Source organism: Rufibacter aurantiacus (genome assembly GCF_017916345.1).
Classification (GTDB): domain Bacteria; phylum Bacteroidota; class Bacteroidia; order Cytophagales; family Hymenobacteraceae; genus Nibribacter; species Nibribacter roseolus.
Window position 1 is genome coordinate 374401 of the sequence record NZ_JAFMSV010000003.1, and the last position, 16335, is coordinate 390735.

Consider the following 16335-nt stretch of genomic DNA (forward strand, 5'->3'; position numbering starts at 1 on the left):
TTTTAGGGTGTAATTGTTGCTTATATAGACTGGTAATAAGTAACTGCTTTAACCAGGTCTGCCTCTGAAGACATGGCCAGTTTCTGGCTGGAAATAAAGGATTTAATTTGGTCCGCTTTTTCTGGAAACGCCTCTAAAAGAGATTTTTTGTTCAGCTTCACCTTCTTCATTTTGCCGTTTGCCACCACGTAATAACTGGTCTCATCTACGATCTCGTCATAAGTTTGACCTGCGCTGTACGGGCCTTTGAAGTTGGCTTCTATTTTCTTTTTAGCAATCCTTTTCACTACGGTAGCCTTTCCGTTCTGGCTGTCATACAGCACGGCAAAAAAAGCATCTGCCAAAGCTGGGTCAAGCTCGCGGGCTTCTTTTATTCTTCTGAACTCCAATTTGTCTCCTGCAGGCGCTTCCATACGGAAAGAAATGACAGGGAGGGTACTGATCTGGAGCGTGTCTTTCGTTTGGGGAATCACCGCCACCAGAAGGTTGGAGAATACATCGTATTTCAGGTTCAGGTCTTTAAAGAGCTCGGTTTTACCGGTGTTTCCTGCCTTGATTTCTATCTCACCCGGTAACCAGGCCTCCATAAAATACGGGCTTCCTTTAACACCTTCGTACCTGTTGTCAAATATCCGCACGTTAGCGGCATTTCCCCCGGCCGCCAGGGTATTCAGGTTCATCTGGGCGGCCATTCCCTGCGGAGCGTTGGTTTGGGAGAAACCAAGGGTGGAATAAGTTAATCCTAAGGTAAATACAAAGAGGCTTTTGGCGTTAATTTTCATGAGGGTAAACAGGTAGAGCTGGTTTTATCTGTATACCAATGTATGATTTTTCTAGGAATAACCAAAAAATTGGGAGTCGCGCTTCAGAATTAGCTTATTTTGTGGCAGAACTTCTTTCCATTTTTCCTATGATGCCCCTTATGAGAAAAAGTGTTTTTTACTTCCTCTTGATTATTTTCTGCAGCGTTTTGGCCTCATCCTGTAGACCAGCCTGTCCCATTTCCTCCTGCCAAACCCGCATGGTTCACCGCCATGGCGAGGGTGAGTACAGAGGCATGCCCTGGTATAAAAAACAGAATCCCAGAATAGGCGAGAAGCTCCCCAAAAACTCAAAAGCCATGCAGAAGGAACTGGACGGAAAGAGTGGCCGGAAGAAGGGCAAAAATTAGCAAATCACTATCTTTTTTCGTAAATTGCAGGCTTACAAATAGTACAAATTTTAAGCTGTATTGAAGTAAAATGGCAGAAAACGAGCGGATAATTCCCATTAACATAGAAGACGAAATGCGCGGGGCGTACATTGACTATTCAATGTCCGTTATTATTTCCCGGGCCCTTCCGGATGTGCGCGATGGCTTGAAACCAGTGCACCGCCGCGTGTTGTATGGGATGTCTGAATTGGGAGTTTCCTATAACAAAGCATACAAGAAATCAGCCAGGATTGTGGGGGAGGTATTGGGTAAATACCATCCGCACGGCGACTCATCTGTTTACGACACCATGGTGCGGATGGCGCAGCCCTGGTCTTTGCGCTATCCCCTGGTAGATGGTCAGGGTAACTTCGGGTCCATTGACGGTGACTCACCGGCGGCCATGCGTTACACCGAAGCCCGCCTGAAGCGCATCGCTGACGAACTGCTGGCCGATCTGGAGAAAAACACCGTTGACTTCGTCCCTAACTTTGACGACTCCCTGAAGGAGCCCAGCGTTTTTCCGGCGAAATTTCCAAACCTGCTGGTAAACGGAACTTCGGGGATTGCGGTAGGGATGGCCACCAACATGGCGCCTCACAACCTCACCGAGGTAGTGAACGGTACCATCGCCTTTATTGAAGACCCTGAGATCAGTGTGGCTGACCTTATGAAGTACATCACCGCGCCAGACTTCCCAACGGGAGGTATCATCTTCGGGTATGACGGAGTAAAGAATGCCTTTGAGACTGGCCGTGGCCGTGTGATTGTGCGGGCCAAAGCCGTGATTGAGACCTCCAAAACAGGCAAGGACCAGATCATTGTTACCGAGATCCCTTACATGGTGAACAAGGCGGCAATGATTGAGAAAACTGCCGCCCTCATCAACGAGAAGAAAATTGAAGGCATCTCTGACCTGCGTGATGAGTCTGACCGCGAGGGTCTGCGCATTGTGTATGATTTGAAAAGAGACGCCGTGCCAAACGTGGTGCTGAACAACTTGTTCAAGTACACGCAGCTGCAGTCGTCCTTCGGGGTGAACAACGTGGCGCTCGTAGGTGGTCGCCCAATGACCCTGAACCTGAAGGATCTGATCAAGCACTTCGTGGACCACCGCCATGAAGTGGTGATCCGGAGAACCGAGTTTGAGCTGGAGGAAGCCCGCAAGCGCGCGCACATCCTGGAAGGCTTGCTCATCGCACTGGATAACCTGGACGAGGTCATCAACCTCATCAGAGCTTCCCGCGATCCGGAAGTGGCCAGAACCGGCTTGATCGAAAGATTCCAGTTATCTGACATCCAAGCAAGGGCTATTCTGGAGATGCGTCTTCAGCGCCTTACCGGCCTGGAGCGCGATAAGATCATGAAGGAGTACCAGGAGATCAAAGAACTGATTGATTACCTGACCCGCGTTCTAGCCGACGAAGGCTTAAGAATGGAGATTATCAAGCAAGAGCTGACAGATATCCGGGACCGTTACGGCGATGAGCGCCGCACGGCCATTGAGATGGTATCCAGCGACATTTCCCTGGAAGACATGATCCCGGATGAGAACATGGTAATCACCATTTCGCACGAAGGATACGTAAAGAGAACGCCGCTCACCGAGTACCGCAGCCAAAGTAGGGGCGGGGTTGGTTCAAGAGGCGCCGCTACTTCAAAACAAGATGACTTCACTGAGCACTTGTTTATTGCCAGCACCCACAACTATCTGCTCATCTTCACCGAGGCCGGTAAAGTATTCTGGCTTAAAGTGTACGAAGTGCCGGAAGGTGGCAAGACCACCAAAGGCCGCGCCATCCAGAACCTCATCAACATTGAGAAAGAGGACAAGGTACGCGCCGTGATAAACGTAAGCGGCCTCAAGAACCCAGATTACGTCCTGAACAACTACCTGGTGTTCTGTACCGAGCAGGGAACCATCAAGAAAACGCCGCTAGAGGCCTATTCAAGACCGAGACAAGCGGGTATCCAGGCCATCACCATCAATGAAGGCGACCGCCTGCTGGACGTGCAGCTGACCAACGGAGCCAATGACGTGATCATTGCCCTGCGTTCTGGCCGTGCCGTACGGTTCAACGAGGAGAAAGTGCGTACCATGGGCCGTACTGCGGCTGGGGTGAGAGGGGTGACGCTGGCCGGAGAGGACGACAAAGTAGTTGGTATGGTTTGTGTACATAACCCTGATACCAACTTGCTGGTAGTATCTGAAAAAGGCTTTGGTAAGCGTTCATCGCTGGAGGAGTACCGGATCACCAACCGTGGCGGTAAAGGCGTGAAAACCCTGAATGTAACCGAGAAAACCGGTCACCTGGTGGCCATCATGGGCGTGATTGACTCAGATGATATCATGATCATCAATCGTTCAGGCATCACCATCAGGTTACGCGTGGCAGATTTAAGGATTATCGGGCGGGTATCACAAGGGGTGAGACTGATCAGGCTGAACGAAGGAGACGAGATTTCATCTGTAGCCAAGATTGAGGTGGAAGACAAAGCAGAAGTAGTAGTGAGCGAGTCTGATTTGCCAATAGCCGAGTTGCCGATTGATGAAGCCCTGAACCCAGAGGATATGATTGACCCGGCGGAAGATGACGAAGAGGATGAAGTACTGGAAGATGACATCATTGACCCGGAAACCTCCACTGACCTCCTGGACCCTGATACGCTGAGTGAGAACTAAATTTTAAAAATTCCAGTTTTTAGAGAAAATACACAAACAACCTATATTTCTAACCTAACGAAAGCAATGAAAAAGTTTCTTTTAACAGCAGCCGCGTTGGTGTCCATGCAAGTGGCAATTGCGCAGACTTCTGCCGTAACAAGTGCCATCATGTACCAACAGAAAGGTACCTTAGACAAGGCTAAAGAAGAGATTGACAAAGCCGTTGTGCACGAGAAAACCGCCAATAACGCTAAAGCTTGGTATTACAAAGGCGTGATCTACTCAGATATGGCTAACCACCCTATCTATGGTAAACTGATGGATCCGGCTGAGGCTTCTAAGCAAGCTTATGAGGCTTTCTCTAAAGTTCCTGCCCTGGAAACGAAGAAAAAGGAATTCACAGATGAGGCCAACAAGCGCAAAGAGGTGCTGGTGAACAACATGTATGCCTATGCTTTGAACGCTGGGGTAGAGAACTACAACAACAAAAAGTTCGCTGAGGCTCAGAAAGCGTATCTGCAGGCTATCACCTACAAGCCAGAAGATACCACTGCTTACATCTATGCCGCTTACGCTGCTGCCGGTGCAGAAGATTATGCCTCCGCTAAACAACTGTACACCCAGTTGGTAGACAAGAACCTGGCTTCTCCTGCTGTGTATGGTCAGTTGCTGTACATCGCCAACAACGTTGAGAAAAACGAGAAAGAAGCTTTAGCTGTGTTGGAAAAAGCCCGTGCCAAATACCCTAACGACAAGAACTTCATGCTGCAGGAACTTGACCTGTACCTGAAAACCGGTCGTGAGAAAGAAAGCATGGACAAACTGAATGCCGCAATCGCTGCAGATCCAAACAACGCTAACCTGTATACCGTACGTGGTAACATCCTGGAGAAACTGAACAAAGGCGATGAGGCCCTGGCTTCTTACAAGAAAGCCGCTGAAATTGACCCAGCCAACTTTGATGCCCAGTATAACCTGGGGGTTTACTACTTCAACAAAGGCGCTAACCTGAACAACAAAGCCAACAAAATGAGCCTGGCCGAGTACCAGAAAAACGGTAAAGCTGTTCAAGCCGAAGCCAAGAAGTTTTTCTCTCAGGCAATGCCTTATTTTGAGAACGCTTTGAAAGCCCAACCAAAAGACCGTACCACGGTGCAGTCTCTGCTGAAGGTATACACTGCCTTAGACAGACCAGCTGACGCAAAACGCATGGATGCTTTGCTGCAGACCTTGTAAGAAATACAACCAAAAGAAAGGGGCTCTTGTAGCCCCTTTTTTTATGCCCTTTTTATAAAAACAGGTCAGAAATAAAAACAGGGGTAAACATGGTGAGGTAAAATCCAGTAGTTTAGGCCAAACGAATTCAATATGCCAGCAGAAAAGAGAATCGCCATAATAGCCCACGATGGCAAAAAAGCAGAGATGGTAGCCTTTGTGAAAGACCACTCCAACCTGTTCCAGAACACGCAATTGGTAGCCACCGGCACCACCGGGCAGTATGTAGAGCAGACAGGCCTAAAAGTGAAAAAGCTTTTATCCGGTCCCAAAGGGGGAGATGCCCAGATTGCCAGCCTGGTAGCCGAAGGCAAGATCCTGGCCGTGCTGTTTTTCCGGGATCCGCTGGGTAAACACCCCCATGAACCAGATGTACAGATGCTCATGCGACTTTGTGACCTGCACAACGTACCCCTGGCCACCAATCCATCGGCTGCTAGGCTACTGGTGAAGGGACTGGAAGCCGAAATGCTGAGCGGAAAAGCAACCCGTTAGAGATAAGCCAAAAGGGAGGTACAACCTAAGTTTTCTAATCAAGTACATCTTACTTGTACAAACTTGATTAGATACATGAAAAGGAAAATAGATTATTTTTTGGGGTTGCTGCTTTTCCTGTTGCTTGCGGCCTGTAGCCCCGTTAGGGTGGCCAATACAGAAGCCGCCCATGATTTCACGCTGGCCAATTACAAAACCTTTGGTTTCCTGGAGGTGAATGCAGATTCTTCTAAGTTGGAGATTCCGGCAGAGCATATCGCAGCGCTGCAAAGGGAGGTATCCAACCAGTTGCAGAAGCGAGGTTTAACCATGGCTACATCAAACCCAGATCTTCTGGTGAACCTGGGCGTTGTGGTACAGGAGAAAAAGCAGACCCGGCAAACTGATTTCAGAACGGATGCACCCTATTACATGGGTCAGAGAAGGTATACCTGGCGCAGCAAGGAAGTAGAGGTAGGGCGATACAAACAAGGAACCATTTCAGTACACCTGGTGGATCGGGCCCAAAATAATTTAGTATGGAGCAGCCAGGCAGAATCTGTGGTGCCCTCCAACAATGCAAAAGTGCAGGAAAGAATAGCCGAAGGAGTGGAGAAACTCTTTCAATCACTACCAACTTCCACTCAGTAGAGAAGTTTGCAAATGAGTTAAAGGAGTCCGCGCTTCTTTTTTTATGTTAAATAACTAAAACGCCTCTTATTAAATTAAGAGGCGTTTTAGTTTGATAAGACAAATGATCAAATCTGTGTTTTTCGCGTGTTATTTAAAAAACAGGACAAAAACAAAGGACTTAATATACTAAGCATTCTGCAGGCTATCGATAAACTCGTCAAGGGTGTCTTTGCTGTAGCCAATGCGGCGGGCATATTCCAGACACAAATTATACTCCGCTTTGTCTATTCTGCCATCCTGAAGCACCATCATAACCAGGCTTTGCAATTCCATTGTTTTTTGCAGCCCATCTTCGGGGATGATGAAAGAGAGCACGGGCAGGTTATCAGCAATAGGAGTGGTATCTTCTTCTGTCAGGCTCAGCCTTCTTCCTATGGAAACCAGGAAATCGCTTTCCTGCTGGTCCAGGTAATTATCTGCGACAGCCACTAAGACCAGGTTCTGGAAAAATGCAAGCTTCTTTTGTTTTGTATTCAGGAGTTCATCAAAGGATCTCTGTGTAGCCATGGTTAAACATTTTGATTTCCTTAGTGCCTACCGTAAAATGAAAGGGAAAGTTGTGGGTTCAGTATAAACACCATGATTAAGTTAGGAGAGCTGAAAACTGTAGACGATCAAGTTAGTAAGTGCTTTTTAGTAAACTCACTGATTCAAAGCCAAAGCCTTAGGTGATAGCCATACAGTAAAAACCCAAATAGCAGTTACAGTCTCTTTAGAAATAAAAGCACGTTACATACGTGCTTTTTCTATGTGGTTATATTATTGACTTAATGTTGTGATTCAATATGCCCAACAATGCCAAACAGTTAAACAATACTAAAAGGTAAATAGGAATGTCCAACAAAAGTAGAGCCCAAATAGGAGAAGAAATAGATAGGAGATTAAAGGTTTATCTAAGTACAAAGGAACTTCTTTTTTATTTACTTAACATAATATAAATTATAAGACTTTTATGTAAATCAAGTTATATAGGCTTATAGCTTATTATATGTTAAATAGACATTAATATTTAAACTAATCACTGTATTTACCTTCAAATACGGTGATGCTAACAATTCACCACAACGTTCATTATCTGTAGTGATAAAATATTCCTTTGTAAAACGGCGTCCATACAGCGGCTTTCTGACCACAGGCTTTCAGGCCTTCGTTGGCCCAGGTGTTACAGGTATAAAATAGATTGTAGCTTCCTGTTGCTTCGTAAAAAGCATCATTCTGGCCGTAGTTTGCATCTGTTTTTATATGGATTGTACTTCCATGCTCATCCAGATCAAACCGTTGTTGGATAAATTTCACCAATCTTCCGTACTGTTTCCGGCTGATGTCTATCCTGTGGCAAGCCTCGTTTTCTGGCATGGTCTTGTAAAAAGTAGCATGAATGGCCGAGGCACTCAGACCCGTCATCGCTTTGAAAGCCACTTTCGCCTTCAGATCAGCCCAAGTGGGCGTCTCCAGGTAAAAGCCTTTGTCACCCCACCCAAAGGCTATAAAGTTTGCCGTAGTGTCTTTGCCTGCGGTATGGTCATATTTAACATAATGCCGCCAATCATAGACCTCGTTCTTCACCGGTACTACTAAATCGGTATGCACTCCGTTGGTCAGAATGTAAATGGAAACCTCTTTCCTTGTTTCAGGCTCTGCGTCTACGCTCATCCTGGACAGCACAAACGCAACCAGGAAATAAATCAGTACCAGCGACAACAAGACCAGGAAAACGTATCCGGAGGTGATTAAGGCAGATTTCAATATAAAGGTATTTCAATTTTGAAGACCCGAAAGATAGGTCTTTCCGCTTGAACCACAAGAAGCCTCACTAACCTTCATGCCTTCTGGCATAAGAACAGTCAATAAATCTCTTTTTGCCTGGAGAGCCATTACATTCCGTTTAAAGGCTGTTTTAGATTAAATGGATTGAAAGCAGTATCCTAAATCTAAATAGCATGAGTATTTACTCCCATACCTTACCAGATGCAGTAGATTCCTTACTTTTGCAGCTTCATTTGAATTACAAATCCCTAGCGCAACCTCCTTCATGAAATTTGATACCGCCTCACTTACGCACCTTTCCATCCACCACGTGGGTAACAAAGGACTGGAACAGAAACTGACCTTATCAGAGAACACCTTTGATTTTGGCGACAGCCTTACCGAAAAACTGGAGAAGTTCTTCCTGGGTAAGTTTGCCCAGGCGCACGAGCGGTTCAGATTCTCGCACCCTTCATCGCTGCAGTTCAATGAGGTGTACAGCTACGCCGAGAACATCTTCGCTGATAAGGAGTCCTTCCATGAGAACTCCCGCAACATCGCGCGTCACCTGTTTGAAAGCACCACGCACCCTAAAATCAAACCCGGTGAGCTGTACGTGGCCCATTTCATCAACTGTGAGATTGAGGAGCGCGTGGTGGAAGCCGTGGGAATCTTCAAAACCGAGGTTAAAAGCGGATATTTTGACGTGAGCCGCAAAAACCGGGATTTTTCCATGTCATACCTGGAGGGCATTGACTCCAATAAGTTTGACAAAGGCTGCATTATCTTTAACACCAAGCCCGAGGAAGGCTTTCTGGTGGCCATCATGGACAACCAAAACCGCGGCGAGGAAGCCAAATACTGGAGCGAAAACTTCATGGGACTAACCCAGATCAACAACGAGTTCCACCAGACCAACCACCTGCTCAACCTTACCAAAGAATTTATTTCTGAGCGCATGTCAGAGGAATTTGAGGTAGAGAAAACTGACCAAATCGTGCTGCTGAACCGCTCCGTGGAGTACTTCAACAAGCATGAGACCTTTGACAAGGAAGAGTTCGTCACCGAGGTTTTCGGGCAACCTGATCTTATTGAATCCTTCCATAACTATGACACCGAGTACCGCCAGAACTATGACATTGAACTGGAAGACAGCTTTGACATTTCGCCTCAAGCGGTGAAGAAACAAGCACGGGTTTTCAAGAGTGTGCTCAAACTGGACAAGAACTTCCACATCTACATCCATGGAAACAAAGACATGATTGAGAAAGGCGTAGATGAGGATGGCCGCAAATACTACAAGCTGTATTTTGAGGATGAGGAATAAACCTGTTCTGGCCCTAGTTTCCTAAAAACGAGGCCAAAACAGCAAAAGGCCTCCCCTTCCTTTTACTTTTATTATAACATCGGGCTTTTTCTCTACGTCTTACCTGTAGCACGCTCAATAAAGAGCCCCAAACTTTGGCCTTTTGCCTTAACCTTCTCGCATGAACCTGTTTATCTTCGCTGAACTTGACCCGCAACAGCAGACATATCTAAAGGACCTACTTCCGGCAAATATTCAAACTTATTTCTATAACGGGTTTGAAAACCAGGAAAGTGAATCTGCTTTTGCCTCGGCGGAACTCCTGTTTGGGAACCCTCCCTCCTCTTGGTTTGCCTTAGCCCCTACTAATCTGCAATTCTGGCAATTGGAATCTGCGGGTTTTGACCAATTCAAACAGGTACAAACTAACGCAAAGGTCTCCAACATGGGTAATTTCTTCGCGGAAGCCTGTGCCGAGACTATGGTGGCTGGTATTCTGGCGTTCTACCGGGGTATTCAGGATTTGGTGAAACTGCAGCAGATACAGAACTGGCAGGGCAAAAAGATGCGCTTAAAGCTGGACCTACTTGGGCAGAAAACCGCCATTGTATTGGGCGCCGGTACCATTGGCCAGGCAGTGAAAAGGATTCTGGAAGGTTTCGGGACCGAGGTAAAAATGACTGCCCGCCAGAATCCCGCTGCCCAGATCCATTCTCTTGATGAGCTTTTCCAGCATCTGCCGCACACAGATATCATCATTAATACCTTGCCTGGCAACCTTGACAAATACGTCTCCAGAAAATTCATCCAGACCATGAAAAAAGGCAGCCTGTACGCCAATGTGGGCCGCGGCAATACCACCGATGAAACTGCGCTGATAGAGGCTCTGCAATCTGGGCATTTGGCTGGGGCGGTGCTGGACGTCACCGAGGAAGAGCCTCTACCAAAAGGAAACCCGCTTTGGGAGATGGAGAATGTATTAATTACGCAGCACACCGGCGGTGGTCAGGCCCGTGAGGTGGAAGGTAAAATAGAGAGGTTTGTCTCCAACCTTCAACTTTATTTGGCCGGTGAAGAAGTGTCAGACCAGGTGAATCTGTCACAGGGTTACTAATCCTCCGGCGAATCCGCAATCAGGAAAAACGCAGCCTTAGTTCAAGGGCATTTTTATTAAAAACAGGCCCAAAACATAAGATTAAAAATAACTAAAAAGCCTTTTGCTTTTAGCCTTTAACAACACAAAAAAGCGCCAACATCTTATTCAGATGCTGGCGCTTTTCATTATCTGGCATATACAAATTTAGCTGACCATATGCTTCAAGGGCCCTTGAACCAAGGCAGTTTGCTGGTACTCTGCGCTGTCATATTCCTCATCGTTACGTTCCAGTAAAGTACTGGCAACTGCCAGGGCAATGGCAATCACCAACGCGGGCCAGAATCCGCGCACCTCAAAGTTTCTCACCAGCTTGTCTACTACTTTGATGATGACTGCGGTCACTATCAATTTTACTACAAATTGAAGCAAGAACAAAGTCACCAGGTTCAATGGGAACCTAATCAGCAACCCAAGGGTAGCGTTAAGGATACCCACCAAAAAGGCAACCCAGAGGGCCGTCCAGAAACTCTTTATGGTAACCTGTGGCATTAAATACGCCAACAGCATCAGTACCCCGGCGCTCACGAGAAGGTTAATCAAGAAATCCATACTTTTTTCATAGTTTAGGTAGAACAGTATTGTATATGGGTTCCAGAATATTTAGTTCTGGTATTGCTTCTATACTGGAAAATACGGAAAGGGTTTATAGGGCAAGGTTGAAAGTCTGTATCAACTGGCTTTGCAGAACCTTCCATTCCTCCTTGTGGGCCTCGGGAAACCGCTGGTTTACTTCCAGTTCCAGGCCGGCATATTGGGTGTCTGTATAGTCTTTGCGCAGATGAGTGATAAAGCCATCGGCGGTGCCTTTGTAAGGATAATTATACCTGATCTTAATCTCCGTATTCACCATCTGCATCTGCTGGCGCCAGCGTGCGGCAAACAATTGCTCTTTTTCACGCTTAGGGTCATAGAGCAAACCAATGTCTGCTTTCCGCTCCTTCCCGTTGAGTTCAGGCGTGAAGCTGTGCACCGATACATGTATCACGGAGAAATCTTCCCGCACCCAACTGGCAATCTGCTCCTCTACCCTCTGCCGGTAAGGCTGGTAGTAATCTGCCACCACTTTCTCTGCCTCCGCGGTAGACAAAGGCAGCATAAACTCAGAGAATAATTTTGGGTGGTGCAAAGACCTGTTCAACTCCACCACCAACCTGCTGGTGGTACTGTACAGAGAGAAATCAGCTATTTTGGAGAACTTCTGGTACAGCTCAAGAGCGCCAATATCATACCCCCTATGCGTGGCAAGTACTTGCTTTGCCCCCTCAAAGGCGGCTGCAAACTCCGGAGGTATCTCATTTCCGGCGTGTTCACAGGTGACGATAACCTTCAACCGTTCGTTTTTCAAGGTGCATATAGTTGATTATGAGCCAAACAGTTAGCTAATTTTCTATATACGTCTTTGATGGCATCAATGGAAGGCGAAGAACCTAAAATCTTCAAAATTCGCTGGGAAAGGCAGCCTTCCTGAAGTATTAGCCTTATGGCTTGGCTCAGTGCCGGGGTGAAAACGGGTTCTTCCTGCACTTCCCGCCACAGGTGCGCCCAGATTTCCTGTAAGGTGGCTTTCTCCCCAGATACCCCAAAGAGCCGCAGATAATCAGGTTGCTGTACTTCCGTTTGGGGGCCGTTTTTAAGAGAAGCCAGAAAAACCGAAGCCAGGAAAGAGGTGTCAACTTTTTGCTGGTCTGGGTAGCTGCCCCATCTTTCGGAAACCATTTTTTTCAGCACCTCGGAGACCAGCGTCACAATAGCAATATCCGCCAGCGGACACTCCTGGTTGTCAATGATCCTGATTTCAATGGCGCCCCGGCTGAACCGCGCGATGGCTCCCCTGGAGTTCAGGAACTCTTCCTGCAAATCACCTTCAGGGTCGTAGGGAGCAATGGCCCGGAACATGGGCTGGAAAATCTGGGCTTCATAATCCGCCTCTGAGAAAACCGCCTCCGGCACCACTTCTCCCGCAATGAGTGGGATTTTTGCCTGGTTTTTCCGGTACACTTCCAAACGGGTGTCCAGCAGGCCGCTAACTTTTCCGTCCAGCACCGGTGAGGCCGCGCTGATGGCCGGGATAAGCGGCAAGATCAGCCTGATAGCCGCATGCAATCGCCCGAACTCCTCATCATCTCTGAAAGGAAGGTTCAGGTGGGTGCTCTGCAGGTTAGACCAACCGTGGCCCTGGCAATTGAAGATGCGGTTGTAGGCCTCGTAAATCTCGCTCGCTTCGTGCGGCCAAAGCTTTGTTTCCTTGTAAGGGTCCATGAACGGGTGCGCGCCCGTTGGCAACAGCATGGCGTTAAAGGGCGCCAGCAAATCATTTACCCGCTGCACTTCACCATGGAATTTATCAGCCAAAGATGATAGTTCCTGTGCTGGCCCGTTGGTCTTCAACTCCAAAACGTGCAGCACTAATTCATTAGACCAGGCCATGGTGCCACGCTCCACATCTGATGTCAGTTCGCCCGCCTCTGCTTTGAGCACCTCATCTGAGATGGGCTTCACCTGGAGGGTATCCCGGTCCACAATCATGTATTCCATCTCTACGCCGTAGCCCTGGAACAAACCTAATTTAGGAGGGGCGCTGCTCATTGCCATTCAGATTTTTTTGGCTGTCTATTCGCCGTTTAATTGACTTGAGGATGGTGAGATACAGGTCTTTCTTGAGGATGCGGTCTTCCACACCGTGGTCTATATTGGGGTTGTCATTCACCTCAATCACGTAGGCCTTTCCATCAATTTCCTTTACATCTACACCGTACAAGCCGTCACCGATGAGGTTAGCTGCCTTCAAAGCCGTATGCAGCACAAAAAACGGTACGTCTTCAAAGGGCACAGTCTCAAAGTTGCCGGTCACGTCTTTCTTCTTACCTTCCCAGTTGTAGATCTGCCAGTGGTCTTTGGCCATGAAGTACTTGCAGGCGTAGAGCGGCTGTTTGTCCAGCACGCCAATGCGCCAGTCAAAATCCGTAGGTGTAAACTCCTGCCCAATGATAAGGTCAGACTCAGAGAGCATCTCCTTCAGCTGCTCTTCCAGTTCTTCCTCGGTTTTCACCTTCACCACGCCCTGGGAGAAAGAGGAATCCGGTTTCTTGAGCACGCAGGGCAGCCCCAGTTCCGCTACCACCTTACAGCAATTGTCGCGGTGGATGATCATGCTCTTGGGGATGTTCACCTTGGCTTTGGAAAGCAACTCGGCCAGGTACACCTTGTTCGTGCACCGCAGGATGGAAACCGGGTCATCAATCACCACCAAGCCTTCAGCGTGGGCCCGGCGGGCGAAACGGTAGGTATGGTGGTTCACGGAGGTGGTTTCCCTGATGAACAGCGCGTCGAACTCAGACAACCGGCGGTAATCTTCTTTGGTGATCAGCTCAGTGTAAAAGCCCAGGCTCTCGGCGGCGTCAATGAAATTCTGAATTGCCCGGTCATTTGAGGGCGGATCACTGTCGGCGTGGTTCACCAGGATGGCCAGGTCATAAATTTTCTTATTCGTCCGGATATTGGAGAACCGGTTGCGGGCAAAATAGGCCTTCGCGAAATTGTACAGGTCCCGGAGGTGGTGTTCGGGTACCTCGTTCACCGGAATTGGATTAATGCTTTCCAGCGTCCACTCTTTATTATACACGAACTGCGCCCTCAGAAGCGGAGCCTGGAAGAGGTCATGCAGCTGCTTGCTCAGTTTCTCGTACTGTTTGGCTACATTCTGACCAAAGTAGATACTAAGGGTAAAGTTCTTGGACTTGAGCTTGGACAAACTCTTCTGGATGGTCTCGTTGATCTCATCGGTGATGGCCCTTACAATGGTCTGTGATTTCAGGTCCTGGATGGTGGTCACGTTTGGGATGGCCCGGTGGCCCCTGGCTTCGGCTAAAAGCGAGACGTAATAACCACTGCTCTGGTATTTGTAAGACCGGCAAAGGTTGAAAATACGGGCGCTTTTAATTTCTGTGTAGGCCGGATCGGTGAGATAACGCTGCGCATCTACCACCTCTACATCCTCAATGTCAAGATCCCAGTCTTTGGGATTATTGACCACTACTAGTTTGCGCATGAAGGTTGGTCTGTTCTGGGGTAAGTTTAGATTTTGGTTGCGGTTCAATGGCCAAGAGGTTGGCGTCGTAGGTGACTATGCCCAACATAATGGCGTTAATGAGACGCGAAATAGGTACGTTATAATAATTGTTTCCTACCAGTGGGTTTTCCTGATAAGGGTCTGCCACAATCACGTGTTCTTTATCTTGTTCGTTGTCAAAGCCCGCGAGGACCACAAAATGCCCCAGCGGCTCGCCCCGCACATCGTCATAGATAGCTTCTCCGCGTTCATTGGTTCTTTCCCGGGCACAGTTATACAGGTAGGTGGCGCTTAGCCCCGTTAAAAGTGGAATTCCCCGGGAGAAGTAATGGTCCAGCAAGCTAAGGGTAAGATCCTTATGCAGAATCTCGCCGCCTAGTTCCAGGAACTCAATGTAGGCGTGAGTGGCTACGTGCAGCTTGGCGTCTGGTTTATAGATGAGTTGTTCCCGCAGGTTGGCGATAATTTTCTCTTTGCCCAGTTTAAACCAGGTGGGGTCAAAAACGTGCAGGTTATAGGTATAGATGCGGGCTTTGTAGCCCCTGCGCAAGGCATGGCAACCCAACAATACCGCCAGGGTGCCGCCCTCCTCCAGGAAAGAAACCTCAGAGATGACCTGCTCCAGCGGAAGTGGATCCTGGTAATACTGGTAAACCGCATGAAGGCTGGTGGGCCCACAGGTAGAATCATCCGGCTGGGTAAGAATCCTTAAAGAATTAAGTAGGGTAACTGGAAGCACTTTTCTTTTGGTCTATTTGTGTCTCTTATACGTGTTTTTACGGTTGGGTTACTCAACCTTGGTCCCCTATGCACAAACTTTCCATCCTCCTGGGCAATGGAATTACCCCAACTTCTTTTTCATCACTTTTTTTAGGTTGGCTTAAGTACTTTTACCTATACAATTTACCATTTGCACCCGTGGAAATTATAATTAGATTGATATCTTTGGGAAGAGAAAGTTTTATCCTGTTACTAACTAACCTCTAGACATTTGAAAAAAGAAACTCCCCTCCGCTCAATTATTATTGATGATGATGAACTAAGCCGAATGATTCTGGAGCGTCATATAAAGGCTACTCCCAGCCTGGAACTGGTGCAAACGTTCAGTTCCAGTGTGGAGGGATTGGCCTGGTTGCTGAAAAACGATAACGTGGACCTGCTTTTCCTGGACGTGGAGATGCCTGAGATGACCGGAATGGAACTGCTCAAGACGCTGCCCCATAAACCACAGACCATTCTTATCACTTCGCATAAGGATTTCGCCTTACAGGCTTTTGAGTTACAGGTAGCAGATTACCTTTTAAAACCTGTTGATTTCACCCGGTTCACCCAGTCGGTACTTAACGCCACCAAAAAGCTAGACACCAAAACCAACGGTACACCAATTACCAACGGCAACTCAGAGGAGCTTTTTGTGAAGGTTGACAACAAAATTGTAAAGCTGAACCTGAACAATGTATCATTTATTGAGGCCCGCGGTGACTATGTGGTCATCAACACTGATACCAAAAAGCACATTGTCTATACTACCATGAGCGCCATTGACCAGAAACTGCCGCAAGACATGTTCCTGCGCATCCATAGGTCATTTATTATCAACCTGAAGAAAATAGAGCTCATTGAAGACGACTCAGTGTTCATGCAGGACAAGTACATTCCCATTGGTGGTTCTTACCAATCTAAGTTCTACAGCCGCCTGAACAAACTTTAGTCATTTAAGCTACTATATACTGAACTCCTGTTTAAGGCTTCTTTTTTA

The 16335-nt window shown here is 47.5% G+C and carries 16 protein-coding genes; 8 read left to right on the plus strand and 8 right to left on the minus strand.

Annotated features, from left to right (window positions below):
• Positions 1 to 20: 20 nt before the first annotated feature.
• The gene (locus tag J3P34_RS12110; protein ID WP_210488949.1) at positions 21 to 782 is read right to left on the minus strand and encodes a hypothetical protein; all 762 of its coding nucleotides are present in this window, start codon (positions 780 to 782) and stop codon (positions 21 to 23) included.
• A gap of 239 nt (positions 783 to 1021) precedes the next feature.
• On the opposite strand from J3P34_RS12110, the gene J3P34_RS12115 reads away from it, so the two are divergent.
• The 5 genes from J3P34_RS12115 to J3P34_RS12135 all read left to right on the plus strand — a co-directional run bounded on the left by J3P34_RS12115 (position 1022) and on the right by J3P34_RS12135 (position 6257).
• Positions 1022 to 1171 (plus strand): hypothetical protein, encoded by a 150-nt coding sequence (locus J3P34_RS12115; protein WP_210464929.1) that lies wholly within the window; start codon positions 1022 to 1024, stop codon positions 1169 to 1171.
• A 70-nt stretch (positions 1172 to 1241) separates the two neighbouring features.
• Positions 1242 to 3875, plus strand: coding sequence for a DNA gyrase subunit A (gyrA, locus tag J3P34_RS12120; protein ID WP_210488950.1), 2634 nt, complete (start codon positions 1242 to 1244; stop codon positions 3873 to 3875).
• 66 nt (positions 3876 to 3941) lie between these two features.
• Positions 3942 to 5093, plus strand: a complete 1152-nt coding sequence (locus J3P34_RS12125; RefSeq protein WP_210464931.1) for a tetratricopeptide repeat protein — start codon at positions 3942 to 3944, stop codon at positions 5091 to 5093.
• 132 nt (positions 5094 to 5225) lie between these two features.
• The gene (locus J3P34_RS12130; RefSeq protein ID WP_210488951.1) at positions 5226 to 5627 is read left to right on the plus strand and encodes a methylglyoxal synthase; all 402 of its coding nucleotides are present in this window, start codon (positions 5226 to 5228) and stop codon (positions 5625 to 5627) included.
• 75 nt (positions 5628 to 5702) lie between these two features.
• Positions 5703 to 6257, plus strand: coding sequence for a DUF4136 domain-containing protein (locus J3P34_RS12135; RefSeq protein WP_210488952.1), 555 nt, complete (start codon positions 5703 to 5705; stop codon positions 6255 to 6257).
• Positions 6258 to 6425: 168 nt separating this feature from the next.
• Here J3P34_RS12135 and J3P34_RS12140 read toward each other — a convergent pair whose 3' ends face one another.
• A complete protein-coding gene (locus J3P34_RS12140; protein WP_210464934.1) occupies positions 6426 to 6806 on the minus strand; it encodes a hypothetical protein in 381 nt (126 codons plus the stop codon).
• A gap of 564 nt (positions 6807 to 7370) precedes the next feature.
• Positions 7371 to 8045 (minus strand): TIGR02117 family protein, encoded by a 675-nt coding sequence (locus J3P34_RS12145; RefSeq protein WP_210488953.1) that lies wholly within the window; start codon positions 8043 to 8045, stop codon positions 7371 to 7373.
• 286 nt (positions 8046 to 8331) lie between these two features.
• Here J3P34_RS12145 and J3P34_RS12150 point away from each other — a divergent pair, with 286 nt between their 5' ends.
• Positions 8332 to 9372, plus strand: a complete 1041-nt coding sequence (locus J3P34_RS12150) for a nucleoid-associated protein (RefSeq protein WP_210488954.1) — start codon at positions 8332 to 8334, stop codon at positions 9370 to 9372.
• Between the two features lie 160 nt (positions 9373 to 9532).
• Positions 9533 to 10465: a D-2-hydroxyacid dehydrogenase gene (locus J3P34_RS12155; RefSeq protein WP_210488955.1), complete on the plus strand. Its 933-nt coding sequence runs from the start codon at positions 9533 to 9535 to the stop codon at positions 10463 to 10465.
• 186 nt (positions 10466 to 10651) lie between these two features.
• On the opposite strand, the gene J3P34_RS12160 is transcribed toward J3P34_RS12155, so the two are convergent.
• From J3P34_RS12160 to J3P34_RS12180, 5 genes are all read right to left on the minus strand, one after another.
• On the minus strand, positions 10652 to 11056 hold the full coding sequence (locus tag J3P34_RS12160; protein ID WP_210488957.1) for a phage holin family protein: 405 nt from the start codon (positions 11054 to 11056) through the stop codon (positions 10652 to 10654).
• A gap of 94 nt (positions 11057 to 11150) precedes the next feature.
• The gene (locus J3P34_RS12165) at positions 11151 to 11852 is read right to left on the minus strand and encodes an N-formylglutamate amidohydrolase (RefSeq protein WP_210488958.1); all 702 of its coding nucleotides are present in this window, start codon (positions 11850 to 11852) and stop codon (positions 11151 to 11153) included.
• A complete protein-coding gene (locus J3P34_RS12170) occupies positions 11849 to 13093 on the minus strand; it encodes a carboxylate-amine ligase (protein ID WP_210488959.1) in 1245 nt (414 codons plus the stop codon). The genes J3P34_RS12165 and J3P34_RS12170 overlap by 4 nt, the downstream gene beginning before the upstream one ends.
• Entirely contained in the window at positions 13074 to 14555 is a 1482-nt protein-coding gene (locus J3P34_RS12175) for a RimK family protein (protein ID WP_210488960.1), read from the minus strand. The genes J3P34_RS12170 and J3P34_RS12175 overlap by 20 nt, the downstream gene beginning before the upstream one ends.
• Positions 14530 to 15315, minus strand: a complete 786-nt coding sequence (locus tag J3P34_RS12180; protein ID WP_345890359.1) for a peptidase-C39 like family protein — start codon at positions 15313 to 15315, stop codon at positions 14530 to 14532. Before J3P34_RS12180 ends, J3P34_RS12175 begins: the two co-directional genes overlap by 26 nt.
• A gap of 252 nt (positions 15316 to 15567) precedes the next feature.
• Between J3P34_RS12180 and J3P34_RS12185 the strand changes: the two genes are divergently transcribed.
• The gene (locus J3P34_RS12185; RefSeq protein WP_210488961.1) at positions 15568 to 16287 is read left to right on the plus strand and encodes a LytR/AlgR family response regulator transcription factor; all 720 of its coding nucleotides are present in this window, start codon (positions 15568 to 15570) and stop codon (positions 16285 to 16287) included.
• The last annotated feature ends 48 nt before the right edge of the window (positions 16288 to 16335 follow it).

Excerpts from the sequence above, each read along its gene's own strand:
- J3P34_RS12110 (WP_210488949.1), bottom strand. The coding sequence starts at position 782 with ATGAAAATTAACGCCAAAAGCCTCTTTGTATTTACCTTAGGATTAACT.
- J3P34_RS12115 (WP_210464929.1), top strand. The coding sequence starts at position 1,022 with ATGGTTCACCGCCATGGCGAGGGTGAGTACAGAGGCATGCCCTGGTAT.
- gyrA (WP_210488950.1), top strand. The coding sequence starts at position 1,242 with ATGGCAGAAAACGAGCGGATAATTCCCATTAACATAGAAGACGAAATG.
- J3P34_RS12125 (WP_210464931.1), top strand. The coding sequence starts at position 3,942 with ATGAAAAAGTTTCTTTTAACAGCAGCCGCGTTGGTGTCCATGCAAGTG.
- J3P34_RS12130 (WP_210488951.1), top strand. The coding sequence starts at position 5,226 with ATGCCAGCAGAAAAGAGAATCGCCATAATAGCCCACGATGGCAAAAAA.
- J3P34_RS12135 (WP_210488952.1), top strand. The coding sequence starts at position 5,703 with ATGAAAAGGAAAATAGATTATTTTTTGGGGTTGCTGCTTTTCCTGTTG.
- J3P34_RS12140 (WP_210464934.1), bottom strand. The coding sequence starts at position 6,806 with ATGGCTACACAGAGATCCTTTGATGAACTCCTGAATACAAAACAAAAG.
- J3P34_RS12150 (WP_210488954.1), top strand. The coding sequence starts at position 8,332 with ATGAAATTTGATACCGCCTCACTTACGCACCTTTCCATCCACCACGTG.
- J3P34_RS12155 (WP_210488955.1), top strand. The coding sequence starts at position 9,533 with ATGAACCTGTTTATCTTCGCTGAACTTGACCCGCAACAGCAGACATAT.
- J3P34_RS12160 (WP_210488957.1), bottom strand. The coding sequence starts at position 11,056 with ATGGATTTCTTGATTAACCTTCTCGTGAGCGCCGGGGTACTGATGCTG.
- J3P34_RS12170 (WP_210488959.1), bottom strand. The coding sequence starts at position 13,093 with ATGAGCAGCGCCCCTCCTAAATTAGGTTTGTTCCAGGGCTACGGCGTA.
- J3P34_RS12175 (WP_210488960.1), bottom strand. The coding sequence starts at position 14,555 with ATGCGCAAACTAGTAGTGGTCAATAATCCCAAAGACTGGGATCTTGAC.